Consider the following 23,788-nt stretch of genomic DNA (forward strand, 5'->3'; position numbering starts at 1 on the left):
CCTGCGACGGAACGCATCCCACTCTCGAACCTGAACCTTGCGACCTTGAACCCGGGACGATCCCGATCTGCGTGACCTTCACGGAACGTCCGCTGCGCCATGGCGCGAGCCGACGGTATCCGGGTGTTTCGCTCAGCACCGTAAGCCGGGATCGTACTTTGGAGCTACGATAAAAAGCGTTCGAGACTGGCGCAATCCCGATTCCACAGCTCAGCTTGGCCTAGCACCGCCATGGCGTCGCAGGCGCGATACTGAAACTGTATTGATCGATGTTGCGCGTGCTGGTTCCGGGGAATTCGCAGGAGCGGTACTATCCATCGGTTTTGCCAGGAGCTTCGACGCGTCCGACGCCTCGGCGACCGGCTGCCCTTCGGAAGCAGCGCTCTCGAAAGTCTCGCTTTCGGCATCGGCCTGCGGTGCCGGTTCCACCCGGCTCGTGTCGGCGGCGAGCGGTTCGGATGGATCGCGGTTGAACAGCCGGCCGAGCATGGCCTTCACGTCGTCGACGGGCAGGAGCGGGCCGAGGCCCGGCACGCCGCCGGGCGTATTCCAATCGTAGGCATATTCCCGCGCTTCGCTGACGAAGTCGCGGATGGCGGGATCGACGGACCACATCTTTCGAAGCGCGGCGTTGCGCATGGCCGAGGGCACGCCGGCACGCAGGAACGGCGTCAGGTCCGTCTCCGCCGTGAGGTCCGCGAGGGAGGGCAAATCGGCTAGGAGGTCGCGTTCCGCCTCGGCGGCCGCATCCGACGCGATGGTCTCGTCCGCCGGGGTGGGGGGATGGTCGACGAAGTCCTCCGCAACCGGCGGGATCTCCGCCCGCTCGCTGAGGCGAACGTCGCGCTTGCGCCGGGCCCAGCGCGACAGGAAGCCGTCGCTCATGACCGTCTCCCCTTGCGGCCGGCTCCGGTGCCGGAACCGCCGGCCTGCCGGGCCAGGGCCTCGGGGTCGGCCCGGTCTCGTTTGCGCTTCTCGAACACGCGCTCGATGTGGTGCGCTTCGAAGAAGGCGAGGAGCTTGGCTTGCAGATCGGGCGGCATCGGCACCGCCTCGACCACCTCGCCGATGCCCTCGGCCATGGATTCGCCCTCGTAGGGGTCGGCCGTGACGGTGGCGACCTCGTAATCCCCCTCGCCGAGCTTGCGCAGGGCGACCCAGAGGGAGGGGCGTCCGGACACGAGATTGTCGCGGTAATGCGCGGTCTCGGCCGGGTGCAGATGAACGTCGTAGGCACCCGCATAATAGGTGCCCTCGTCCTCGGTGCCCGAGAGGCGCGTCCCCGGCGGCGCGGCGGGGGCCGCCGGCAGGATCGCGACGGGGAGCCAGGCGTGGGTCGCCCACGGCCCTTTCAGGCGACGCTTCTCCACGACGACACCGACTTCGAAGTGATTGTCGGGGGGGGAGTCGGACATGGGGAGATTCCTCAAGCCGCCGGGGAGGCGGCACGCAGGGGCAGGCCGGCGACGATGTTCTGCGGCTTCATCTGGACCTGGTTCGTCGTTGTGCCCGCGAGGATCAGGTAGACCGGTCTGTCGCCGACCTTCGGGTCGACCTGGCCCGTGTCGGCGAAAACGAGCCGGAAGAGTGCGATCACCCGCTCCTGCGTCGTGGAATCGACGGTCTCGCCCCGCCAGAGCGCGTTGCCGATGCGCGTGCCCTCCGCGTCGAGGCCGACGAACCAGCGCCAGTCCGTGTCCTCGAGCCGGTCGAGGGGGGTCACCGTGACCTCGGTGTTGAGGAGGTGACGCACGAACACCTCGATGACGCGGGCCAGACCCTCCCGGCTCCGGGGGCTCGATCCGAGATTGAGCGCCATGGAGAACGCGTCCGAGCGGCTCCAGTAGGTCCAGGCATTCTCGTCGTTCAGCACATCGAGCTCGTTGGCGGCTTCCTTGCCGAGCATCGCCACGAGGGGGGAGAGCGGGGCGGAGCCCTCGCGCGCCTCGATCACCTCGGCATCGGCGAGGAGCACGGCGCCCTCGTGCCGGCTCACCCGCTGGGTGCGGAAGAACAGTTCGGCCGCCCGCAGGACGTAGGGATCGTCGCACGAATCCAGCGCATTGCGCAGGATGAGGTGCACGAGTTGGTTGAGGAACAGGGACGGCGTGCCCTGCAGGCCCTCGCGCACGAGACTCAAGTAAGCCGCCTCGATGGAGCGCGCAGCGAGAAGCCGGTCGCGGAACGCCAGGAGCACCGCCCAGTTCTCCCGTGCGTCGGCATCCACGATGGCCGCCAAGGCCTCCGTGGTTACGGTGCGTCGGGGCTCGGCCAGGAGATCGGCGTGGAGCCTCCGCTCGGCGGCGCACGCTTCTTCCGGCGGGATCAATTCCGGCCGCGCCAGATAGGCGAGGATCAACTCGTCGGTGGCCCCGAGGCCGCCGCCTTCCGTGCGGCGGGTGAGATGGTGGCCGCTCGATACCCAGAACTCGGTCATTCCTGGCAACGGCCCCTGTTGGCTGCGTGCGGCATCATGGCTCCATCCGGTCGCGTCGCGCGAGACCGACGAGGTCGGCGCGCTCCTCCCGCTCGTCCTCGTCGGTCTCGACGAAACGGAAGGCGCGGGCGCCGGCATGGAGGCGGTCCTCGCCGCCGGGCTTCTGGTGCAACGTGCGAAACGCTTCCGCGATCGCGCCGTCCGTCTCCGTGCGATGCATCGCCACGACGGTGCCGACGGGAAGGTCGCAGAGGGAGGCGGCGAAATCGATCTCTTCCCGCGCCGCTGCGAGGGCGGCCGCCTGGTCCGGTGCGCCGAGGCGTTCCCGCAGATGGTGCGCCAGGTCCGCGACGGCCTCGTCCCGCTCGGCCTCGCTCGCCTCGCTCACCACCACCAGGGTCGAGAACCCGAACGAGCGCACCCCGAGGAACCCCGAGCGAAAGGCGACCCGGTCCTTGCCCGTCAGGTTCGACAGATCCCGGTCCCAGAACAGGAACGAGCCGGTCACGGCCCATTCGCCGGGCTCGGCGGCGTCCGCGAACACGAAGCTGTCGGACGGGTCGAGACGCAGCGTTCGGGGTAGCTTGAGGGGGCTCACAGCCGTACCGCCCGGGTGGCGGGATCGCGCCAGACCGGCGTCGTCAGGCAGGGGGCGAGCGGCAGGCGCTCGACCGCGCCGTCATGCTCGAGGACGGCATCGCCGTTGCGGTCGATTTCCGCCCGCGCCCCGACGGCCGCCGGCACATGGGCGAGGTAGCGCGCCGCGATGCCGTCGAACCCGTCTTCCGCCCAGGTGGTGAACGCCTTCATGAGGTTTCGCGCGAAACTCTCCACCAGGGCGAGGCGGATGCCGGGCCCGAAGCCTTCCTCGTCCAGAGCCGTGGAGTCCGGAGTCAGACCAGGATCGTCGCCGTGAGGCTTCGAGACGAGCAGCATGGCGGAAAAGACCAGCCAGTCCGGAACCGCATCCTCGGCGCAGTCCCGAGGCCAGCCGAGGCGTCCGCCGCCGAGACGCGCCCCGTCGAACCTCAGTTCGTCCGGCCAGAGCAGGGTGATGGGCATCTCCGGCGGCCCGTGAGTCCCCACGGCATCGACGAGAGCCACCATGCCGAGAAGGAGGGCGCGGCGGGCCGACGCGAGCGGCTCCTCGGGGGCGAGGACGACCGCGAGATCGAGGATATCCGCGCGCTCGACCAGAACCAGGGTCCCGGCCGCATCGCCGCCTTCGTCCGCGGCGAGCGCACAGGCGCGCGCGAAGGCATCGTCTGTCGCCGGTGCGCGCAGGCCGGTGAAGGCCGGCGGCAGCACGAGGCGAGCCGGATCGGTCGCGGACGGGACTGTCATGGGCGCGCGGTCAATCCGGGTACTTTCGCGGGTGGGACTTCACGGGCCGGACGGGGGCCCCGCCCGGTGCGATCAATTGGTGCGTTCGTAGTTTCGAACCGTTCGATTATATAACGGATGCGCGAGGCCCCGCGAAGGGCCCGCGCCGGTCCCCAACGCCTCAGGTTGCCCCGTGTCCGATCGTCTCGTGTTCGCCTGTTCCTGCGAGGGCACCATGCCCCTCGACGCTACCGCCATCGCGCGCGGCTGCGGCGGGACGCTGAAGACCGCCGACCAGCTCTGTGGCCGGGAACTCGACCGCTTCCGCGAAGCCCTCGGCACGGGCGTCCCCGTCACCGTGTCCTGCACCCTTCAGTCGCCCCTGTTCGACGAGGTCGCCGAGGAACTGGGTGCCGAGGACCGCGTCACCTACGCCAAGATCCGCGAGACTGCCGGCTGGTCCACCGAGGCCGGTCGGGCCGGTCCCAAGATGGCGGCTCTTCTGGCCGCCGCGGCCGAGCCCGTCCCCGACGCCAGCACCGTCTCCATCGAGAGCCAGGGCGTGGCGCTCATCTACGGCCGCGACGCCGTCGCCATCGAGGCGGGACGGCGGCTTGCAGGGGATCTCGACGTCACCGTCCTGCTGACCCGGCCGGACGCCGTCGAGCCGCCGCAGCGCAACGACTTCCCGGTTCTCCAGGGCACCATCGCGGGCGCCACCGGCCGCCTCGGGGCCTTCGAACTCCGGATCGACGATTACGCCCTCCCCGCCCCGTCCTCGCGGACGCACCTCGTCTTCGGCCTGCCGCGCAACGGTGCCACCTCGACCTGCGACGTGGTCCTCGACCTGAGCGGCGGCACGCCGCTGTTTCCGGCTCACGACCTCCGCATCGGGTATCTGCGCGCCGACCCGCGCGACCCGGCGGCGGTGGAACGCGCCATCACGGCGGCGGCCGATCTCGTCGGCACCTTCGACAAGACCCGGTTCGTGGATTTCCGGGCCGATCTCTGCGCGCATTCGCGCTCGCGCATCACCGGCTGCACCCGCTGCCTCGAAGTCTGCCCCACGGGCGCCATCGCGTCGGCGGGCGACACCGTGGCCATCGATCCCGCCGTCTGCGCCGGCTGCGGCAACTGCGCGGCCGTCTGCCCGACGGGGGCCGCCGCCTACGCCGTGCCGCCCGCGGATGCCCTGATGCGACGCCTGCGCGGCCTGATGCTGGCCTACTCCGAGGCCGGCGGCCAGGACGCGACGATCCTGTTCCACGACGGCGATCACGGCGAGCCGCTCATCGATGCCCTGGCCCGCCACGGTGACGGCCTGCCCGCCCGCGTCCTGCCCGTGCGCCTCAACGAGATCACCCAACTCGGCCCCGAGGCGATGGCGGCGCTGTTCGCCTATGGGGCCACGGGCGTGCATGTCCTCGCCCGTGCCCGGCCCCACCACGACCTCGACAGCCTCCACCGCACGGTGGCGCTCGCCGACACCCTGGCGCAGGCCCTCGGATATGGCGGGGCGGGACCGGCCATCTCGGTGATCGAGACCGACGATCCGGACGCCCTCGGGGCGGCTCTGTCGGGAGCCCGCATCGGCGCCGCGTCGTCCCGTCCGAGCCGGTTCATGCCCGTCGGCGGCAAGCGCGAGGTGCTGCGCTTCGCCTTCCGCGAGATGTACGAGGCGGCGCCTCGCCCGACGGCCTATGTGCCCCTGGCGGCCGGTGCCCCCTTCGGCGGACTCGACTTCCGCACGGAAGATTGCACCCTCTGCCTCGCCTGTGTCGGCGCCTGCCCGACGCATGCCCTTTCGGACAGCGCCGAACGGCCGTTGCTGGCCTTCGAGGAGAGCCTGTGCGTCCAGTGCGGCCTGTGCGCGGCGACCTGCCCGGAATCGGTGATCGATCTCCGGCCCGGCCTCGACTTCGAGGCCTGGACCGCGCCGCGCCGCGTGGTGAAGGAAGAGGAGCCGTTCTGCTGCATCAGTTGCGCCAAGCCGTTCGGCACCCGCAGCACCATCGAGCGGGTCGTCGAGAAGCTGCGCGAGCGTCACTGGATGTTCTCGGGCTCCGGCGGCGCCGAACGGGTCAATGCCCTGATGATGTGCGAGGATTGCCGCGTCGAAGCGGCCCTCAACCAGGGCTTCGATCCCCATGCCGGGCCGGAGCGGACGCGCACCCGTACGACCGAGGATTACTTCCGTGAGCGGACGGAGCGGGGCGAGGCCGTCTGAGCGGGTCCGATGGACGGCTTGTCCTGGCGGCCCATGGTGCCGCACGATCTCGGCGCGGTCGTCGCCCTCGCTGAGGCCCTGTTTCCGGACCATTACGAGGCACCCGAGCGCTTCGCTGAGCGCCTCCGGGCAAGCCCGACCCTTTGCCGGGTGCTGGCGCCGGAGGCCGGTGCGATCCGCGGCTATCTCATCGCCTATCCCTGGCCGCTTGGCCGCATCCCGCCCCTGAATCAAGCCTTGGAAAGCATCGCGGGCCACGATGCGATCCACGTTCATGATCTTGGGCTGCACCCGCGGGCGGCGGGCCAGGGCCATGCCCGCGCGGCCGTGGCCGATCTCGTGGCGCGCTCCGACGGTGCGGCCATCGCCCTGGTGGCGGTGAACAGGTCCGTCCCCTTCTGGCGGGCTCAAGGGTTCCGTGAGGCGCCCTGCCCCCCTTCGGCGGAGAAGCTCGCGAGCTACGGGGCCGACGCCCGCTACATGGTCCGGCGGCCCTGACCGGCCCGTGTCACGGCAGGGCGGTCGCCTTTTCGAGGAACCGCACCAGGGCCGCGCGGTCGTCCGCGTCGGTGATGGTCTGCTCGGGCATGCGGGTGCCCGGCGTGTAGCGGGCCGGGCCGACCTCGAACAGGCGGGCGATGGTGGTGGTGTCCCAGACGAGGTCCATGGATTTCAGGGCATCGGAATAGCGATACCCGGGCTCGCTCGCGATGCGGCGACCGATGATGCCGGCGAGATTCGGGCCGGCCCGCGGGCCGGCCTCCGGCGTCAGGGCGTGGCAGGCGACGCAGGCGCGGAAGACTTCTGCGCCGCGATCGCCGTGAAAAGCCGCCAGGGTGTCGGCCGGGCGCGGCAAACTCAGGGCGCCGATGGGCTCGCCCGTGGTGGCGTTCCAGCGTCGGACCAGCCGGTCGCTGCCGCCCGTGACGAGTTCGTCGCCCCGCCACGCCACGGACCACACCGGCAGGCCCGGACCGACGAGACGGCGCAGGATGCGGCCGCTGGCGCGATCGATGAGAGCGACGGTGCCGCCCGCCGTGGCTGCGGCCAAGCGGGTCTCGTCCGGCGAGAAAGCCAGGGCGATCACCGGGTTCGGTCCGACATCGGCGGCCGCCCGCTCACCGCCGTCGGGGCGCAGCAAGCGCACGATGGCATCCCCGCCCGCCACGGCGATTTCGCCGTCACGGGTCACCGCGAGGGCGTTCAGGGGCGTCGGAAGGGGGGTGACGCGCGGCGGCCCGTCCGCACTCGGCCAGATCCGCAAGGTGGCATCGTAGCCGGCGGTGGCGATCCGTCCGTCGGACAGAAAGGCGACGGCGTTGATGGGGCCCGTGTGCCCTTCGAGCACCCGCCCGGGGCCGCCGGCCAGGGGTCGGACCCGCGCCGTCCCGTCCCAGGACGCGGAGGCGATCTGGAGCCCGTCCGGCGACACCGCCAGCCCGGCCACCGGTCCGGTGTGCTCGGAGAGGACGCGCTCGGGCTCCGACCGCCCATTGCGCCACAGGGCGATGCGGCCATCCTCCGAAGCCGTGGCGAAGCCGCCGTCCGGTAGGGTTGCGACGGCGTTCACCGCCCCTTCGTGGAAGCGCAGGACACTCAGCGCGGTGCCGGTCGCGATTCCCCACACGATCACCGCCTGGTCGAAACCGCCCGAAATCGCGATGTCTCCACCCGGGACCACCGCCAGCGCCCGCACCGGACCACCATGGCCGCGCATCTGTGCCAGGGCCGGAGGAGTCGCCAGCGACACGGCCAACAGGCCGAACATTCCAAGGACGGATCGCATGACGCGCAGGGGCCGCATGGCTCTCGGTTCCAACGGGCCGGCTCCCCGCCGGTTCGGCCGGACCATAACCGAGGCGCGACGGCCCTGTCCCCGGACGCACCCTGGGGCCCTGTGCCGCGCAGACCTGCACCGCACACGCTTGATCAACGCAGGCCGATGCCGCATGCGGAGTCGTATGGATGGCCCTGCGTGGATGGAAGCTGGGATTTGCCGACTGCGCGTCCTCGTGGAAACGGCGTGACGCGGCACGCCTCGGCGGCCCTGATGCCGCTGGCCGACGCGGTGGCACGCCTCGTCTCGGGCGTGGTTCCCGTCGCGGAGCGGGTGCTTCCGGCGACCTTGACCTTGGGTTTCGCGGCGGCCCACGACGTGGTCGCGAACCGAAACTCGCCCGAACGGCCGACGGCCCTGCGTGACGGCTGGGCGGTGGAGGCCGAAGGCGTCACCGGGGCCTCGGCATACGCACCGATTCTCCCGAGTGCGCCGCCGGTCTGGGTCGAGGCCGGTGAGATTCTCCCCGACTGCGCCGATACCATGCTGCCGCCCGAGGCTCTGGAGGGCCGGACGTTCGTCGCGGATGCCCCCGCCGGCGACGGAGTCCGCCGGCCGGGCGAGGATCTCGCGGCCGGTACGCGCGTCCTCGCCGCCGGTACGCGTGTCGGACCGCTGCACCTTCTCGCCTTGGCCGCGGCGGGCCTCGCTCAAGTCCCGGTGCGCAGCCCGCGCGTCGCCCTCGTCGCCACCGGTGGTTCGGCGCCCTTGGCCGAAACCCTGGCGGCCCTGATTGCGGCCGATGGCGGCGATCCCGGTACGCCCGTCACCGTACCGGATGATCCCGCGGCGATCGCGTCGGCGATCCGTGCGGCTGCGGTTGACGCCGTTCTGGTCCTCGGCGGAACCGGTCCGGGGCGGACGGACCACAGCGTCGCCGCCCTGGCGCTGGCCGGCGAGGTCCTGGCTCACGGCATCGCGATCCGGTCGGGCGAGACCGCCGCCATCGGGCGCGCCGACGGCCGTTCCGTCCTGCTGCTCCCGGGCCGCCCGGAAGCCGCGCTCTCCGTGTACCTCGCCCTCGGGCGTCCACTCCTCGCCGCCCTGTCGGGTGGCGATGGGCCAGAGCCCGTGAGCGGAATCCTGACGCGCAAGGTCAGCGCCACCATCGGGGTGAGCGACGTGGTGTTCGTGCGCCGCCACGCCGGCGTCGTCGAGCCGCTCGGCGGGGCCGACCTCGCCCTGTCGCGCCTCGCCGAGGCCAACGGAGCGATCCTGGTGCCGCCGGAACTGGAAGGCTATCCGGAGGGCACGACGGTCGAGGTCCTGACCCTGTGACGATGCCGGAGAACGAGATCCCGTTTCGCGAACGCCTGGCCGCCGCCGCCCGGCAGGAGCAGTTCCTGTCCGTGGTCAGCCGGGAGGAGGCCGCGACGCGCTTTCGGGCGGCGGTTCCCCATCGGGTCCTGCCGCCCGAGGACGTCCCGTTGGCCGAGGCCCTTGGCCGTGTGCTCGCCACGGATGTCGCCTCCCCCATCGACGTGCCGCCCTTCGACCGGGCCCTGGTGGATGGCTTCGCCGTGCGGGCCACGGACACCCAGGGCGCCGGTGCGGCGAGCCCCCGGCGCCTCGTCCTCAACCGTGAGATCCTGGCCTGCGGTGTCGCGCCGAGCCTCGCCGTGGCCGAGGGCAGCGCCACCCCCATCGCCACCGGCGGCGTCATCCCGCGCGGCGCCGACGCGGTGGTGATGGTCGAGCAGACCGAGTTCCTCGACGCGGTGCTGGCCATCGACCTCGTTCAGGCGGCGCGGCCGGGCCAGTTCATCGGCTACGCCGGGGGTGACATGGCCGCCGGCGAGACGGTCCTGCGCCGGGGCCTGCGCATCACCGCCCGCGAGATCGGCATGCTGGCCGCCTGCGGCCTCGCCCGCATTCCCGTGGTGCGCCGGCCCAGGGTCGCGGTGCTGTCCACCGGCGATGAACTCAGGGCGGCCGGACTGCCCCTTCCCCCGGGGGCGATCTACGATTCCAACGGGCCGATCGTTGCCGCGTCCGTCATCGAGAACGGCGGCGAGGCCGTGTCCCTCGGCATCGTTCGCGACGATGCGGCAGCCCTTCGCGAGGCCCTGCAGGCGGCCCTCGCCGAGAATGACATCGTCGTGCTCTCGGGGGGCACCTCGAAGGGCGCTGGCGACGTCTCGCATCGTATCCTGCGGGATCTCGGGAGCCCCGGCATCCTCGTTCACGGCGTCGCCCTCAAGCCCGGCAAGCCGCTCTGCCTCGCCGTGGCGGAGGGCAAGCCCGTCGTCGTGCTGCCGGGTTTTCCGACCTCCGCGATGTTCACGTTCCACGATTTCGTCGTGCCGCTCATCCGCGCCATGGCGGGGCTGCCTCCGCGCGAGGACGAGGCCGTCGCGGCCGTGCTGCCCCAGCGCGTGGCCTCCGAACTCGGGCGGACCGAGTTCGTGATGGCGTCGCTGGCCGAGACGCCCGAGGGGCTCGTCGCCCTGCCGGTCTCGAAGGGATCGGGCTCCGTCACGGCGTTCTCGCAGGCCGACGGCTTCTTCTCCGTTCCGGCCGCCCGCTCGGGCGTCGAGGTCGGCGAGACCGTGTCCGTCACCCGCCTCGGGGCGGGGGTGCGCCCGCCCGACCTCACCCTGATCGGCAGCCATTGCGTCGGGCTCGACCGGGTGATCGGCCTGCTGGCCGAGCGGGGTCTTCGCGCCCGCACCCTCTGGGTCGGCTCCGCCGGGGGCCTCGCCGCCCTCCAGCGCGGCGAATGCGATCTCGCCGCCCTGCACCTCCTCGACCCCGAGACCGGGCTCTACAACGGTCCCTTCCTCGCCGAAGGCTTCCGCCTCGCGCCCGGTTGGGGGCGGCTCCAGGGCGTGGTGTTCCGGCGCGGCGATCCGCTGTTCGAGGCGAGGGCGGCCGAGGCCGCCGTCACCGCCGCCCTCGCCTTGCCCGACGCCGTGATGGTCAACCGCAACGTCGGCTCGGGCACCCGCGCCCTCGTCGACGATCTCCTGAAGGGCGCCCGGCCCGCCGGGTTCTGGAACCAGCCGCGCTCGCACAACGCCGTGGCGGCGGCCGTGGCGCAGGGGCGTGCCGATTGGGGCGTCGCCATTTCCACCGTGGCCCGCGCCTACGGCCTCGGCTTCCTACCGCTCACGGAGGAGCGCTACGATTTCGCCTACGCGGCGGACAGGCGCGACACGCCGGCCCTGGCGGCGTTCCTCGACGTGCTCGCGGACGATCGGACCCGCGCGGCGCTGCGCGATCTCGGTTTTCGCGTCGGAGACACCCCATGACCGCCCCCCGGATCATCGGCCTCGCCGGCTGGAGCGGGGCGGGCAAGACCACCCTGCTGACGCGGCTGATCCCCGCCCTCGTGGGACGCGGGCTACGGGTGGCGACCCTCAAGCACGCCCATCACGACTTCGACGTCGACCGGCCGGGTAAGGATTCCCACCGCCACCGGGAGGCGGGCGCCGGCGAGGTCATCGTCTCGTCCGCCCGGCGCTGGGTCCAGATCCACGAAGTCGCGGACGGCCCGGAGGCGACGCTCGCCGATCTTCTGCGCAAACTCTCGTCGTGCGACCTTGCCCTCGTCGAGGGGTTCAAGCGCGCGGCGCACGCCAAGCTCGAAGTCCACCGGGCGGCCAACGGCCGGCCACCGCTCCATCCCGGCGATCCGCGTATCGTCGGGGTCGCGAGCGACACCGATTTCCCGGAGGCGGGCGTTCCGGTGGTCGATCTCGACGATATCGCCGGCATCGCCGATCTCGTCCTCGCCCGGGCCGAATCCTTGGAAGCGACCCTCGATCGCCTCGAGCTCCCGGAGGACGCATGGCGCAGCTGAGCGACGATTGCTTCGCCTTCGGCGGGGCGCTGATGCGGATCGAGGACGCGGCGAGCCTCATCGCGGCGCGCCTGCCCGTCCTCGCCGGCACCGAATGGGTGTCCCTGGTCGACGCCGACGGGCGCGTGGCGGCCGAGGATGTGGTGGCCGGTCACGACGTGCCGCCCTTCGCGAATTCCGCCGTCGACGGTTACGCCGTGCGCCATGCCGACTTGGATGGGAACGGGGAAACCCGGCTCCCCGTCCTGGGTCGGCTCCCCGCCGGCGCCGTGCCGGATGCCCTCGCGGCATCCGGTGGCGCCGTCCGCATCTTCACGGGTGCCGCCCTGCCGCCCGGCGCCGACACGGTGTTCATGCAGGAGGACGTGCGCCGCGAGGGCGACGCCGTCCTGTTGCCGCAAGGGTTGAAGCCTGGCGCCAACGCGCGCGCCGCCGGCGAGGATGTCGCGCGGGGCGAGCGGATCATCGCGGCGGGGCGACGGCTCGTGCCGCAGGACCTGGCCCTCGCCGCCGCCACCGGCCATGCGCGCCTGCCCGTCCGCACGCGTCTGCGGGTCGCCCTGTTCTCGACGGGCGACGAGCTCGCCGAGCCGGGAACGCCCCTCGGGCTCGGTGCCATCCACGATTCCAACCGGGTGATGCTGGCGGCCCTCCTCGGGCGCCTCGGCGTCAGGGTGGACGATCTCGGCATCCTGCGCGATGCGCCCGAGCCCCTGGCGAGGCGTCTCGTGGACGCCGCCCGCGACCACGATCTCATCCTCACCTCGGGCGGGGTCTCGACGGGGGAGGAGGACCATGTCCGGACCGCCGTGGAGGCGGTGGGCCAGCTCCTGTTCTGGCGGCTCGCCATCAAGCCCGGCCGCCCCGTGGCCATGGGTCTCGTCGACGGCACGCCCTTCGTCGGCCTGCCGGGCAACCCCGTCGCGGTCTACGTGACGCTGCTGTTCGTGGTGCGTCCCCTGCTCGCGCGCCTCGGTGGGGCGAGTGTCGTACCCCCGGTTCCGCAGAAGGTCCGCGCCGCCTTCGCCTATCGCAAGAAGTCGGGACGCCGCGAGTTCGTCCGGGTGACCCTGGCACCCGGCCCCGACGGGGTGATGGAGGCACACAAGTTCCCCCGTGAGGGCGCAGGCCTTCTCACGTCGTTGACCCAAAGCGATGGCCTCGCCGAACTTCCGGACGACGTCATCGGCGTCGCGCCCGGCGACACCGTCGCGTTCTATCCCCACGCCGTACTCTGGTAGCGCGTCCCCGATCATTTGCGGTCGGGGATAAGACGCCGCTCTGCATCGGAAGAGAACTTCTTATTGCGCTCGTCCGCCCGGGCGTTGCATCGCAGCCGAACCCCTGCTTCCGGCACGCATGACCGAGACCCTTCACGAGACGTTCGCACGGCTGGCCACCCTCGATCGCGACGTCGTCGCCATCGCGTGGCTGTCCTTGCGCGTCAGCCTGTCGGCCGTGGCCATCGGCCTCGTTCTGGGCATTCCCTTGGGTGCGTTCCTTGCCGTGACACGGTTTCGGGGCCGGTCCGCGCTCGTCGGGCTGCTCAACGCGTTCATGGGGCTGCCGCCGGTGATCGTCGGGCTCGTGCTCTACCTCGTCCTGTCACGGTCGGGACCGTTCGGGTCGCTCGGCCTGCTGTTCACCCCTGGCGCCATGGTGGCGGCGCAGGCGGTCCTGGCGACCCCCCTCGTCGCGGCCCTGACCCGCCAAGTGATCGCCGACGCCGAGGACCATCTCGGCGAGCAGTTGCGCTCACTCGGTCTCTCCGCTCCGCGCCGGGCGGGCGTACTCATCCACGACACCCGCTTCTCCCTCGTGACCACGGCACTCGCGGCATTCGGAAGGGCGATCTCGGAGATCGGCGCCGTGCTGGTGGTGGGCGGCAACATCGACGGTCACACCCGCACCATGACGACGGCGATCTCCCTGGAGACCCAGAAGGGCGATCTCAGCCTCGCCCTGGCGCTGGGCCTCGTCCTCATCGGACTCGTGGTCACGGTGAACGCGGTGGCGGCCCTCCTGCGCGGCCACGCCGCCCGCGCCTACGGGTGAGCGCGATGGCGGGCATCACCCTCACGGACATCCGCCTCGTCCTCAATCGCACCACGATCCTCGACAGCCTGAGCCTCGCGATCCCGCCCTCCGGCATCACCGCCCTCGTCGGCCCCAACGGGGCGGGCAAGAGCGCGACCCTGCGGGTGATCGACGGGCTGTTGGTTCCGACGGGTGGCAGCCTGCGGGTGCCGGGTGCGGCGCGCCGGGCCTTCGTGTTCCAGAAGCCGGCCCTCATCCGGGCGAGTGCCGCCGCCAACGTCGCCCTCGGCCTCGTGCCCCTGAGCCTGTCTCGGCCCGAGCGCCGGGAGCGCACCCGCGCGGCGCTCGCCCGCGTCGGCCTCGCACACCGGGCCGGCGACCCGGCCACCCGCTTCTCCGGCGGCGAGCAGCAGCGCCTCGCCCTCGCCCGCGCCTGGGCGGCCCGGCCCGACCTCCTCCTCCTCGACGAGCCGACGGCGAACCTCGATCCCAGTGCCACCGAGCTCGTGGAAGCCCTCATCGCCGAGATGGCGGCGGAAGGCACCAAGGTGGTGCTCGTCTCCCACAATCTCGCACAGGTCGCGCGGCTCGCCGCCGACGTGATCGTCCTCGCCCGGGGCCGCGCCGTCGAGCACGGCCCGACCCGGACCACCCTCCTGTCCCCGCGCACGCCCGAAGCGCGCGCCTATTTCGATGGAGAACTGCCTTGGACTTCCCTCGCCGCAGCGTCCTGACCCTCGGTCTCCTCGCACTCCTGGGGGCTTCCCCCCTGGGGGCTTTCCCCGCGAGCGCCGAGCCGGCCTCCATCGTCGTGGCCTCGACCACCTCGACGGAGCAGTCCGGCCTGTTCAAGCACATCCTCCCCGCCTTCGCGGCGAAGACCGGCATCACCGTGAAGGTGGTGGCGCTCGGCACCGGTCAGGCCCTCGACGCGGCGCGCCGGGGTGACGCCGACGTGGTTCTCGTCCACGACCGGGCGGCGGAGGACGCCTTCGTGGCGCAGGGCTTCGCCAAGGCGCGGTTCGACGTGATGTACAACGACTTCGTACTGGTGGGGCCGAAGGGCGACCCGGCCGGCACGAAGGGCACCGACATCACCGCCGCCCTCCGGAAGATCGCCGCGGCCAAGGCGCCCTTCGTCTCGCGCGGTGATCGTTCGGGAACCCACAGCGCCGAGCTGCGGAGCTGGAAGGAGGCCGGGATCGATCTGCCCGCGGTGAAGGGCGAGTGGTACCGCGATGTCGGCCAGGGCATGGGACCGGCCTTGAACACGGCCTCCGCCCTCGGCGCCTACATCCTGGCCGATCGCGGAACGTGGCTCGCGTTCAAGAACCGGGGTGATCTCGCGATCCTGGTCGAGGGCGACAAGCGCCTGTTCAACCCCTACGGCGTGATGCTGGTCGACCCGGACAAGCATCCCACCGTGAAGGTGAAGGAGGGGCAGGCCTTCATCGACTGGCTCGTCTCGCCCGAGGGCCAAGACTCCATCGCAGCGTATCGGATCGGCGGCGAGCAGCTGTTCTTCCCGAGCGCCGGGACCGTTCGCGCGCCGTGACCCTCAGCGCGACTGACGCTGGCGCACGACGTACCAGAGGGCGGCCCCGAGCACGATCGCCACGAGGCTTACCCAAACCCAATTGAAATCCATCGCCGCCAGGGTGTTGGCGCTGGAGTTGGAGCCCGCCGGCCCGGTCTCCGGGATCGGCGGGGCCGGGTTCATCGACTGTGCGACGGCCTCGCCCACGGCGCCGAGCAAAATCGGTACGGCCAGTATCCGGTTCATCGGTCGATCCTCACGGTTGCCGTCCGGCCGTACCGTCGAATGTGAAAGCCGGCGCAGCGGCGAGCTCGGCCTTCGTCAGCCGCAGCTCCGCCCGGACGGGTGCGTTGCCGGAGGCGCCTGCGAGCACGGTCGCGCGTTCCCCCGTGGGCGTCTGCGCGCCCGTGGAACCCGTTGCGTCGGTGACCCGCCCGCTGTGCTTGTCCTCGACGGCGCCGAGGACGTCGCGGGTGGTGTCGCTCCCCGGCATCGTCTGCGGCCCGGCCTGGGCGGCCTCGGCCGTCGACGCGGCATTCTGGGGGGTGGCGACCGAGGTCGGCCCCGAGGTGAGTGGCACGTCGCCGACGTTCCAGGCCAGCAGTTCGAAGGGGACCGCGACGTACTTCTCACCGATCCCCAGGAAGCCGCCGACGCCGATCACGACGGTCTCGATCCGGCCGTCGGCTGCGAGCAGCACATCCTCGATGGTACCGACCCGGACGTGATCCATCCCGACGACACCGACCCCGATCACCTTCGAAACCCGCATGGTGCCTGGGGCCGGTGCGGTCCGGAACTGAGCCGGCTTCGCGGCACTCGCCTCATCGGCGGCGCGTGCGGGTGCGTTCAGGGTCAGGGCGCCGGATCCGCACAGGATGGCGGCAAGGAGTACGGCGCTCCACCGATACGATTTCATGGCTGACTCCAGGCGCCGGGACACGGGCTTCACGGTCTCAATGCGCGGGCGTGCGGTCCGGTTCATCGCGGTCCCATTCCGGGCGCCGGGGCGACAAACCACGAAAAATCGTCCAGAGCACCCAGCCGGACCCCGCTTTCGAGGCCCCTGCCCCTGATGCCTGCCGAGCCCCTCCTCGTCGCGGCCGCGCTCCTGCCCTTCCTCGGCAGCGTGGCGGCGGCCCTGCTGCCCCGCGACGCGCGCAACGCCGCGGCCCTTCTCGCGGGGTTCGTCACACTCGCAAGTCTCGCCTGTATCGGAGCGCTGTATCCCCGCATCGGCGGGGCGCCGGTGGTGCAGACCCTCGACTGGCTGCCCTCCCTCGGGGTCGCACTGGTGCTGCGACTGGATGGCCTCGCCTGGCTGTTTGCCGTCCTCGTCCTCGCCATCGGCGCCCTCGTGGTGCTCTACGCGCGTTACTACATGTCGGCGCAGGACCCGGTGCCGCGGTTGTTCTCGTTCTTCCTCGCCTTCGTCGGCGCGATGCTCGGCATCGTGCTCGCGGGCAACCTGATCCAGCTCGTGGTGTTCTGGGAACTGACGAGCGTCTTCTCGTTCCTGCTCATCGGCTACTGGTACGACAACCGCGCGGCGCGGGACGGCGCGCGCATGGCCCTCACCATCACGGCCCTCGGCGGCCTGTGTCTCCTCGTCGGCATGGTGATCGTCGGGCGGATCGTCGGCAGCTACGATCTCGCCGTGGTGCTCGCGTCGGGGGATGCCATCCGGACGAGCCCGCTCTACCTGCCCGCCCTCGTGCTGATCCTGGCGGCGGCGCTGACGAAATCGGCGCAGTTCCCGTTCCACATCTGGCTGCCCCGGGCGATGGCGGCACCCACGCCGATCAGCGCCTACCTGCACTCGGCCACCATGGTGAAGGCCGGCATCTTCCTGATGATCCGCTTCTGGCCGGTGCTGGCCGAGACCGACGCCTGGTACTGGATCGTCGGCACCGCCGGTATGGCGACGATGCTGATCGGTGCCTGGAGCGCGATCTTCCAGCACGACCTCAAGGGCCTGCTCGCCTACTCCACCATCAGCCATCTCGGGCTGATCACCCTGCTTCTCGGCCTCAACTCGCCGCTGGCCGTCGTCGCGGCGATCTTCCACACGGTGAACCACGCCACCTTCAAGGCGTCGCTGTTCATGGCCGCCGGCATCATCGACCACGAGACCGGCACGCGCGACATGCGCCGCCTCAGCGGCCTGTGGCGGGCCATGCCCTACACCGCGACCCTCGCCATGGTCGCCGCCGCCGCCATGGCGGGCGTGCCGCTGCTGAACGGCTTCCTGTCGAAGGAGATGTTCCTGTCGGAGGCCGTCGACAACGTGGGCGACCATCCGCTCCAACTCGCCCTGCCGGTTCTGGCGACCTTGGCCTCCGCCTTCACGGTGCTCTATTCCCTGCGCTTCATCCGCCAGACCTTCTTCGGGGCACCGCCGCACGATCTGCCGAAGGCGCCGCACGAGCCGGAGCGCTGGATGCGCCTGCCCATCGAGGTCCTGGTGCTGGCCTGCATCAGTGTCGGACTCGTGCCCAACCTCACCATCGGGCCGGCCCTGGAGACCGCTTCGCGTTCGGTGTTCGGCGAGGCCGGCCCAGCCTACGACCTCGCGATCTGGCACGGCTTCAACGCACCCCTCGCCCTCAGCATGGGGGCGCTCGCCGGCGGTGTCGGCCTCTATTTGGCGTTCGGCCGGCGCATCAACACCAACCCCCGCGGCGGCCCCTGGCTCATGCACCGCCTCGACGGCGGCTGGATGTTCGAGCGCGCCATGACCGGCCTCGTGCATGCGGCCCGCGGGCTCGAACGGGCGCTCGGGGCGACGCGCGTACAGGTGCAATTGCGCGCCTTGTTCCTCGTGGCCCTCATCGCGGGCCTGTCGGCCGTGCTCGCGCGCGGCCTGCCCGCCCTGCCCGTCCCCGATCCCTCCGGGATCGATCCCGCCTTCGCGCTCCTGTGGCTGGTGGGCGGCGCCTGTGCCGTGGGGGCCGCCGAGCGCGCCAAGTACCATCGCCTGTCGGCCGTGATCCTCACCGGTGGGGCGGGCCTCGTCAGCAGCCTCACCTTCGTCTGGCTGTCGGCACCCGACCTCGCCGTCACCCAACTGCTCATCGAAATCGTGACGACGGTGTTGCTCCTCCTCGGCCTGCGCTGGCTGCCCAAGCGCGATGAGGCCATCCTGGCACCGGCGGCCGAGAACCGCCGCGCCCGGCGCCGCCGGGTCACCGACTTCGTCGTCGCGGGCGCCGTCGGCATCGGTCTCGCCGGCCTCGCCTACGCGGTGATGACCCGTCCGTCGCCCGAGGGCATCGCCCGCTGGTTCGTCGAGGAGGCCTATCCCCAAGCCGGCGGTCGCAACGTCGTCAACGTCCTGCTGGTGGATTTCCGCGCCTTCGACACCATGGGCGAGATCTGCGTGCTCGGAATCGTCGGTCTCACGGTCTTCGCCCTCCTGCGCCGCTTCCGTCCAGCCGCCGACAGCCTGGAGCGGCCGAAGCAGCAGCTCAGGCAGGAGGCCGCCGACCTCGCCCACGCGGAGCGCAGCGTCGGCGACACCGCGTCCGACGCCCTGCTGATCCCCTCCGTGGTGATCACCTGGCTGTTCCCGTTCGTGTGCGTGCTGGCCCTTCACCTCTTCCTGCGCGGGCACGATTGGCCCGGCGGCGGTTTCGCGGCGGGCATCGCGCTCACCATCGCGTTCGTGCTCCAGTACATGGCCCACGGGGCGCAATGGGTGGAGGAGCGCCTGCGCATCCGCCCGATCGCCTGGATCGGCTTCGGGCTCCTCGTCGCCGTTCTGGCGGGGGCGGTGCCCTGGCTGTTCGGCCGCCCCTTCCTCACCGCCGCCTTCCAGTACGCCGACGTGCCGGTCCTGGGGAAAATCCCCCTGGCCAGCGCCGTTGCCTTCGATCTCGGCGTCGTCGTGCTCGTGGTGGGGGCCAGCGTGCTCATGCTCGTCGCCCTGGCGCGGCAATCCCTGCGCCGCGCCCGCGAAGCGGCCGCCGACCTGGAGACCGACGCCTGATGGAAATCGTTCTATCCCTGGGGATCGGCCTGTTCGCCGCCTCGGGCGTATGGCTGCTCCTGCGGCCGCGCACCTTCCAGGTGGTTCTCGGGTTGTCGCTGCTCACCTACGCGGTGAACCTGTTCATCTTCGCCATGGGCCGCCTGACGATCGGCGCCCCGCCGGTTCTCGAAGCCGGCGCCGATGCGGCGCGGATCGCCGATCCGGTGCCCCAGGCCCTGGTGCTCACCGCCCTCGTCATCAGCTTCGCCCTCACGGCGCTGTTCCTCGTCGTCCTGCTCGCCGCACGGGGCATCACCGGCAGCGATCACGTCGATGGCCGCGAGCCCGGCGCATGAGCGCACCGAGCGATCACCTCGTCGTCCTGCCCATCGTGCTGCCCATCGCCGCGTCGGGCCTGATGCTGCTCCTCGACGAGCGGCGCAGCCGCCTCAAGGCGGCGATCAGCCTCGCGACGACCACGGTCCTGCTGGCCACCGCCCTCATCCTGGCCTGGGGCACGCTGGAGGCTCCCCAGGTCTACCGCCTCGGAAACTGGGCCGCCCCCTACGGCATCGTTCTCGTCGCCGACCGGCTCGCGGCGATGATGCTGGTGCTGACGGGAATCCTCGGCCTCGCGGCCCTGGTCTTCGCCGTCGCCCGCTGGGACCGGGCGGGGCCGCGCTTCCACGCCCTGTTCCTGCTGCTGCTGATGGGGGTGAACGGCGCCTTCCTCACCGGCGACCTGTTCAACCTGTTCGTGTTCTTCGAGGTGATGCTGGCCGCGTCTTACGGCCTCGTGCTGCACGGCTCGGGCGAGACGCGGATCAGGGCCGGGCTCACCTACATCGCCGTCAACCTCATCGCGTCGCTGTTCTTCCTCGTCGGCGTCAGCCTGATCTACGGCACCATGGGGACCCTCAACATGGCCGACCTCGCCCGCCGCCTGTCGGGGCCGGCTGGGGCCGAGGCCGGGCTGTTCGAGGCCGGCTGCGCGGTGCTCGGCGTCGCCTTCCTGATCAAGTGCAGCGCCTGGCCACTCGGGTTCTGGCTGGCCCCGACCTACTCCGCCGCGAGCGCGCCCGCCGCCGCCATCCTGGCGATCCTGAGCAAGGTCGGCATCTACGTCGTCGTGCGCCTGAGCCTGCTGCTGTTCGGCACCGGCGCCTCTGCGGAGTTCGGCCAGGGTTGGCTGTTCGCCGGCGGCCTCGCCACCATCGCGTACGGCACCATCGGGATCCTCGCCGCGCGCGACCTCACGCGGGCGGCGGCCTACGCGGTGATGATCTCGTCCGGCACGGTGCTGGCCGCCCTCGGAACCGGCAGCCGGGCCGCCCTGTCGGGCGCCCTGTTCTACCTCGTCGGCTCGACCCTGGCGGCGGGGGCGCTGTTTCTGCTGGCCGAGATCCTCCAGCGCGGCCGCGACCCGGCCGCGGCGTCCCTGGCCGTGTTCGCCGACGAGTACCACGATCCCTTCGACGACGACGGTGCCACCGAGACCGGCCGGGCGATCCCGGCGGCCGTGGCCATCGTCGGCGGCGGGTTCCTGCTCTGCACCCTGATGCTCGCCGGGTTGCCTCCGCTGGCCGGCTTCATCGGCAAGCTCGCGATGTTCACAGGCCTCGCGGGCGGTGCAATGGCGCCCATGGCCTGGAGCTTCATACTCGTCCTGACGGTCTCCAGCCTCGGGACCCTGATGCCCCTGGTGCGCCTCGGCATCCAGGGCTTCTGGGTGCCGCACGACGGTCCCGATCCGGTGATCGGGCGGCTCGAATTCGCGGCCCTGGCTGGACTGATGACCGTCTGCCTCGGCCTCACACTCTGGGGCGGGCTCGGGCTCGCCTACACCGATCGCACGGTGGCGTGGCTCGCCGACCCCACCGCCTACGTCCGCGCGGTCCTCCCCGGGGGCGCGCCATGAACCGGTTCCTGCCCTATCCCCTGCTCTCCCTCGCCCTTGTCGCGACGTGGCTGCTGTTGAACCCGCCGCTGACCGTCGCGACGGCATTTCTTAGCGTCGTCGTCGGATGGCTCGTGCCCTTCGTCATGCGGGCCCTGCGGCCCGAGGCCGTGCGCGTGCGTGCGCCGGGCACGATCCTCGGGCTGGCGGGGCGCGTTCTCGGCGACGTGGTGCGATCCAACATCGACGTCGCGAAGGTGATCCTGGGCCTGCGCCGCGGCGCACGCCACACCGGCTTCGTGTCGATTCCCCTCGACCTGCGCAGCCCCTACGGCCTCGCGGTGCTGGCGATCATCCTCACGGCGACGCCCGGCACGCTGTGGATCCAGTACGATTCCAACACCGGGCGCCTGCTCCTTCACGTTCTCGACTTCGTCGAGGGCGACGAATGGGTCCGCAGGGTCAAGGATCGCTACGAGCGCCCATTGATGGAGATCTTTCCGTGAGCCCGACCCTCGTCCTCACCTACGGCCTGGGGCTGGCGCAGGCGATGCTGGTCCTCGCGATGGTGCTCGCCGCCTGGCGCGTCCTACGCGGTCCCCGAGCCCAGGATCGCGTGCTCGGCCTCGACACGGTCTACCTCAACGGCATGCTCGCCATCGTGGTTCACGGCCTGCGCACCGGCAGCGGGCTCTACTTCGAGGCGGCGCTGATCATCGGCTTGCTCGGCTTTGCCGCCACCCTGGCACTGGCGAAGTTCCTGATGCAGGGCGAGGTGATCCAGTGACCGGCGCCGACCTGCCCGCCTGGGCCGCCTGGCTCGTGGTCGCCCTGGCGCTCGCCGGGGCCGGCTTCTCGCTCACCGGCGCCGTCGGCCTGATCCGCCTGCGGACATTCTACGAGCGCGTGCATGCGCCGACCCTCGGGGCGACCCTCGGCATGGCCCTGATCGTCACTGCCTCCGTGCTGTACTTCTCGGTAGCAGAGGGGCATTTGGTCCTGCGCGATCTCCTGATCGGGCTGTTCCTCACCGTGACTACGCCCGTCACCCTGATCCTGCTCGGCCGCGCCGCCACCTACCGCGACCGGGCCGAGGGCAACGCCGACGCACCCCCCGACCCGTAAAGCGTGCGCCTCACCCGCTCGCCCGCAGCGAGGCGCCGAGGATTGCCCTGAGCTGGCGGGTGGTGGACGCATTGGCATCCGGATCGCCCGGCCGGGGCGTGGCGATCGCGAAGATCTCGTGGATGCGGCCGGGCTTCGGGCGGAGCACCACGGCCCGGTCGGCCAGCACGGCGGCCTCCCCGACATCGTGGGTGACGAGGACGATGGTCGGGCGCGTCTCGGCCCAGAGGCCGAGAAGGTGGCCGTGCAGATCCTGGCGCGTCACCGCGTCGAGGGCCGAGAACGGCTCGTCGAGGAGGAGAACCTTAGGCTGCGCCACGAAGGCTCGGGCGATGGCGGTCCGCTGCTGTTGACCGCCGGAGAGGTCGCGCGGCCAACGGTCCGCGTGCTCGGCGAGGCCGACCCGCTCGAGGGCATGGGCGACCCGCCTGACTCGCTCCGGTGCGGAAAGATCGGCGAGGCCGAAGCCGACATTCTGCGCGATGGTGAGCCAGGGCAGCAGGCGCGGCTCCTGGAACACGAGTCCGACGCCGGGATGGGGCCGGTCGAGCACCTCGCCGTCGAGGCGGATCGTTCCGCCGCTCGCCGTATCGAGGCCGGCGGCGAGGCGCAGGAGTGTGGTCTTCCCGCAGCCCGAGCCGCCGACCAGGGCGAGAATTTCGCCACGCGCCACCTCGACGGAAATGCCCGCGAGCGCCCGCGTCCCGTCGGCGTAGGTCTTGGAGACGTTCCGGAAGGTGAGCACATCCGCCCCTAGAGGATGTCGCGCGCCACGTCCTGCCAGCGCAGGAGCGGTCGGGTCAGGACGACGAGGATCGTGTCGGCCGCCTTGCCCAGCAGCGCGAAGGCCAGGATCGCGGCAAGGATCTGCTCGGGCTTGCCGAATTGCTGGCCGTCCACGAGGAGGTAGCCGAGCCCCTCGGACGCGCCCATCAGCTCGGCCGCCACCACGAACAGGAAGCCGAGGCCGAGGCCCGTGCGGAGCGCGACGATGGTGGCGGGCAGGACCGCCGGGAGCAGAATGCGGCGGGCCAGCGCCGGTTTCGACAGCCGGAAGATGCGCCCGACCTCCACCAGCTTGCGGTCGACGGAGGCGATGGCCCCCGATACGCCGACATAGACCGGAAAGAACACGCCGACGCCGATGAGAACCACCTTGGGCGTCTCCAAGATACCGAGCCACAGGATGAACAGGGGCACCCAGGCCAGCGACGGTACCGCCCGCAGGGCCTGGAACGCCGGATCGAGGAGGTGGCGCGCCAGTGGCAGGGTGCCGGTCACCGCGCCGAGGGCGATGCCGAGGCCTGCCCCGAGGACGAAGCCGAAGGCGACGCGCACGAGGGTGGCCTGGACGTGCAGCCACAGCTCGCCCGAGGCGGCGAGGTCCGACAGGGTGGCGAGAACCCGGCTCGGCGGCGGAACGAGGCGCCCCTGCGCCAGGCCGCCACGGACGGCGATCTCCCACCCGATCGCCAGACCGAGCGGGAGGAGCAACCCCAGCACCGCGCGGCCCACGCGATCGCAACGGAGCGGGAGCCCCGAGGCGGGCGCCTCCCGACCATCCGCCTCCGCCGTGTCGGTCAGCCCCGCAGCCAT

Annotated in this window: 25 protein-coding genes; 15 read left to right on the forward strand and 10 right to left on the reverse strand. The window is 71.5% G+C overall.

Going from position 1 to position 23,788, the window contains the following annotated elements:
• Positions 1 to 210: 210 nt before the first annotated feature.
• Genes ASG60_RS18880 through ASG60_RS18900 form a run of 5 tightly spaced genes read right to left on the reverse strand, consistent with a single transcriptional unit; the run spans position 211 to position 3,781 of the window.
• Positions 211 to 885 (reverse strand): DUF3306 domain-containing protein, encoded by a 675-nt coding sequence (locus tag ASG60_RS18880; RefSeq protein ID WP_056387123.1) that lies wholly within the window; start codon positions 883 to 885, stop codon positions 211 to 213.
• Entirely contained in the window at positions 882 to 1,415 is a 534-nt protein-coding gene (locus ASG60_RS18885; RefSeq protein ID WP_056167181.1) for a DUF3305 domain-containing protein, read from the reverse strand. Before ASG60_RS18885 ends, ASG60_RS18880 begins: the two co-directional genes overlap by 4 nt.
• 11 nt (positions 1,416 to 1,426) lie before the next feature.
• Positions 1,427 to 2,437 (reverse strand): DUF6352 family protein, encoded by a 1,011-nt coding sequence (locus tag ASG60_RS18890; protein ID WP_056267433.1) that lies wholly within the window; start codon positions 2,435 to 2,437, stop codon positions 1,427 to 1,429.
• A 34-nt stretch (positions 2,438 to 2,471) separates the two neighbouring features.
• The gene (locus tag ASG60_RS18895) at positions 2,472 to 3,035 is read right to left on the reverse strand and encodes a DUF6505 family protein (protein ID WP_056387126.1); all 564 of its coding nucleotides are present in this window, start codon (positions 3,033 to 3,035) and stop codon (positions 2,472 to 2,474) included.
• The gene (locus tag ASG60_RS18900) at positions 3,032 to 3,781 is read right to left on the reverse strand and encodes a biotin/lipoate--protein ligase family protein (protein ID WP_056387127.1); all 750 of its coding nucleotides are present in this window, start codon (positions 3,779 to 3,781) and stop codon (positions 3,032 to 3,034) included. Before ASG60_RS18900 ends, ASG60_RS18895 begins: the two co-directional genes overlap by 4 nt.
• A 214-nt stretch (positions 3,782 to 3,995) precedes the next feature.
• On the opposite strand from ASG60_RS18900, the gene ASG60_RS18905 reads away from it, so the two are divergent.
• On the forward strand, positions 3,996 to 5,987 hold the full coding sequence (locus ASG60_RS18905) for a 4Fe-4S dicluster domain-containing protein (protein WP_056387207.1): 1,992 nt from the start codon (positions 3,996 to 3,998) through the stop codon (positions 5,985 to 5,987).
• 9 nt (positions 5,988 to 5,996) lie between these two features.
• Positions 5,997 to 6,485: a GNAT family N-acetyltransferase gene (locus ASG60_RS18910; protein WP_082531837.1), complete on the forward strand. Its 489-nt coding sequence runs from the start codon at positions 5,997 to 5,999 to the stop codon at positions 6,483 to 6,485.
• A gap of 10 nt (positions 6,486 to 6,495) precedes the next feature.
• Here the strand turns inward: ASG60_RS18910 and ASG60_RS18915 are convergent, their stop codons facing one another.
• Positions 6,496 to 7,755: a c-type cytochrome gene (locus tag ASG60_RS18915; protein ID WP_244473110.1), complete on the reverse strand. Its 1,260-nt coding sequence runs from the start codon at positions 7,753 to 7,755 to the stop codon at positions 6,496 to 6,498.
• Between the two features lie 255 nt (positions 7,756 to 8,010).
• Between ASG60_RS18915 and ASG60_RS18920 the strand changes: the two genes are divergently transcribed.
• The 7 genes from ASG60_RS18920 to ASG60_RS18950 all read left to right on the forward strand — a co-directional run bounded on the left by ASG60_RS18920 (position 8,011) and on the right by ASG60_RS18950 (position 15,218).
• Positions 8,011 to 9,102 (forward strand): molybdopterin-binding protein, encoded by a 1,092-nt coding sequence (locus ASG60_RS18920; RefSeq protein WP_244476713.1) that lies wholly within the window; start codon positions 8,011 to 8,013, stop codon positions 9,100 to 9,102.
• Between the two features lie 2 nt (positions 9,103 to 9,104).
• Positions 9,105 to 11,075 carry a molybdopterin biosynthesis protein gene (locus ASG60_RS18925; RefSeq protein ID WP_056387128.1) on the forward strand — a complete coding sequence of 657 codons (1,971 nt, stop codon included), beginning with the start codon at positions 9,105 to 9,107 and terminating at the stop codon, positions 11,073 to 11,075.
• Positions 11,072 to 11,626: a molybdopterin-guanine dinucleotide biosynthesis protein B gene (gene mobB / locus ASG60_RS18930; RefSeq protein ID WP_056167171.1), complete on the forward strand. Its 555-nt coding sequence runs from the start codon at positions 11,072 to 11,074 to the stop codon at positions 11,624 to 11,626. The genes ASG60_RS18925 and mobB overlap by 4 nt, the downstream gene beginning before the upstream one ends.
• On the forward strand, positions 11,614 to 12,867 hold the full coding sequence (gene glp, locus ASG60_RS18935; RefSeq protein ID WP_056387131.1) for a gephyrin-like molybdotransferase Glp: 1,254 nt from the start codon (positions 11,614 to 11,616) through the stop codon (positions 12,865 to 12,867). Before mobB ends, glp begins: the two co-directional genes overlap by 13 nt.
• A gap of 118 nt (positions 12,868 to 12,985) precedes the next feature.
• Positions 12,986 to 13,681, forward strand: a complete 696-nt coding sequence (locus ASG60_RS18940; RefSeq protein ID WP_056167165.1) for an ABC transporter permease — start codon at positions 12,986 to 12,988, stop codon at positions 13,679 to 13,681.
• Positions 13,682 to 13,686: 5 nt separating this feature from the next.
• Positions 13,687 to 14,397: an ATP-binding cassette domain-containing protein gene (locus ASG60_RS18945; RefSeq protein WP_156398959.1), complete on the forward strand. Its 711-nt coding sequence runs from the start codon at positions 13,687 to 13,689 to the stop codon at positions 14,395 to 14,397.
• Positions 14,370 to 15,218: an extracellular solute-binding protein gene (locus ASG60_RS18950; RefSeq protein WP_056387133.1), complete on the forward strand. Its 849-nt coding sequence runs from the start codon at positions 14,370 to 14,372 to the stop codon at positions 15,216 to 15,218. The genes ASG60_RS18945 and ASG60_RS18950 overlap by 28 nt, the downstream gene beginning before the upstream one ends.
• 3 nt (positions 15,219 to 15,221) lie before the next feature.
• Here the strand turns inward: ASG60_RS18950 and ASG60_RS18955 are convergent, their stop codons facing one another.
• Both ASG60_RS18955 and ASG60_RS18960 read right to left on the reverse strand, forming a co-directional pair.
• Positions 15,222 to 15,446 (reverse strand): hypothetical protein, encoded by a 225-nt coding sequence (locus ASG60_RS18955; RefSeq protein ID WP_056387135.1) that lies wholly within the window; start codon positions 15,444 to 15,446, stop codon positions 15,222 to 15,224.
• 10 nt (positions 15,447 to 15,456) lie between these two features.
• A complete protein-coding gene (locus tag ASG60_RS18960; RefSeq protein WP_056167326.1) occupies positions 15,457 to 16,119 on the reverse strand; it encodes a PRC-barrel domain-containing protein in 663 nt (220 codons plus the stop codon).
• A gap of 156 nt (positions 16,120 to 16,275) precedes the next feature.
• Between ASG60_RS18960 and ASG60_RS18965 the strand changes: the two genes are divergently transcribed.
• From ASG60_RS18965 to mnhG, 6 genes are read left to right on the forward strand one after another with little or no spacing between them, the layout of a single operon-like run.
• Positions 16,276 to 19,188: a monovalent cation/H+ antiporter subunit A gene (locus tag ASG60_RS18965; protein ID WP_056387137.1), complete on the forward strand. Its 2,913-nt coding sequence runs from the start codon at positions 16,276 to 16,278 to the stop codon at positions 19,186 to 19,188.
• On the forward strand, positions 19,188 to 19,526 hold the full coding sequence (locus ASG60_RS18970; protein ID WP_056167144.1) for a Na+/H+ antiporter subunit C: 339 nt from the start codon (positions 19,188 to 19,190) through the stop codon (positions 19,524 to 19,526). The genes ASG60_RS18965 and ASG60_RS18970 overlap by 1 nt, the downstream gene beginning before the upstream one ends.
• Positions 19,523 to 21,088, forward strand: a complete 1,566-nt coding sequence (locus tag ASG60_RS18975; RefSeq protein WP_056387139.1) for a monovalent cation/H+ antiporter subunit D — start codon at positions 19,523 to 19,525, stop codon at positions 21,086 to 21,088. The genes ASG60_RS18970 and ASG60_RS18975 overlap by 4 nt, the downstream gene beginning before the upstream one ends.
• Positions 21,085 to 21,573, forward strand: coding sequence for a Na+/H+ antiporter subunit E (locus ASG60_RS18980; protein WP_056387141.1), 489 nt, complete (start codon positions 21,085 to 21,087; stop codon positions 21,571 to 21,573). Before ASG60_RS18975 ends, ASG60_RS18980 begins: the two co-directional genes overlap by 4 nt.
• Positions 21,570 to 21,854, forward strand: a complete 285-nt coding sequence (locus ASG60_RS18985; RefSeq protein WP_056167134.1) for a K+/H+ antiporter subunit F — start codon at positions 21,570 to 21,572, stop codon at positions 21,852 to 21,854. Before ASG60_RS18980 ends, ASG60_RS18985 begins: the two co-directional genes overlap by 4 nt.
• Positions 21,851 to 22,192, forward strand: coding sequence for a monovalent cation/H(+) antiporter subunit G (mnhG, locus tag ASG60_RS18990; protein ID WP_056167132.1), 342 nt, complete (start codon positions 21,851 to 21,853; stop codon positions 22,190 to 22,192). Before ASG60_RS18985 ends, mnhG begins: the two co-directional genes overlap by 4 nt.
• 10 nt (positions 22,193 to 22,202) lie before the next feature.
• On the opposite strand, the gene ASG60_RS18995 is transcribed toward mnhG, so the two are convergent.
• On the reverse strand, positions 22,203 to 22,937 hold the full coding sequence (locus ASG60_RS18995; protein WP_056387143.1) for an ABC transporter ATP-binding protein: 735 nt from the start codon (positions 22,935 to 22,937) through the stop codon (positions 22,203 to 22,205).
• Positions 22,938 to 22,945: 8 nt separating this feature from the next.
• Positions 22,946 to 23,788, reverse strand: coding sequence for an ABC transporter permease (locus ASG60_RS19000; protein ID WP_056387145.1), 843 nt, complete (start codon positions 23,786 to 23,788; stop codon positions 22,946 to 22,948).

Origin of the sequence: Methylobacterium sp. Leaf469 (genome assembly GCF_001424745.1) — a bacterium.
Classification (GTDB): domain Bacteria; phylum Pseudomonadota; class Alphaproteobacteria; order Rhizobiales; family Beijerinckiaceae; genus Methylobacterium.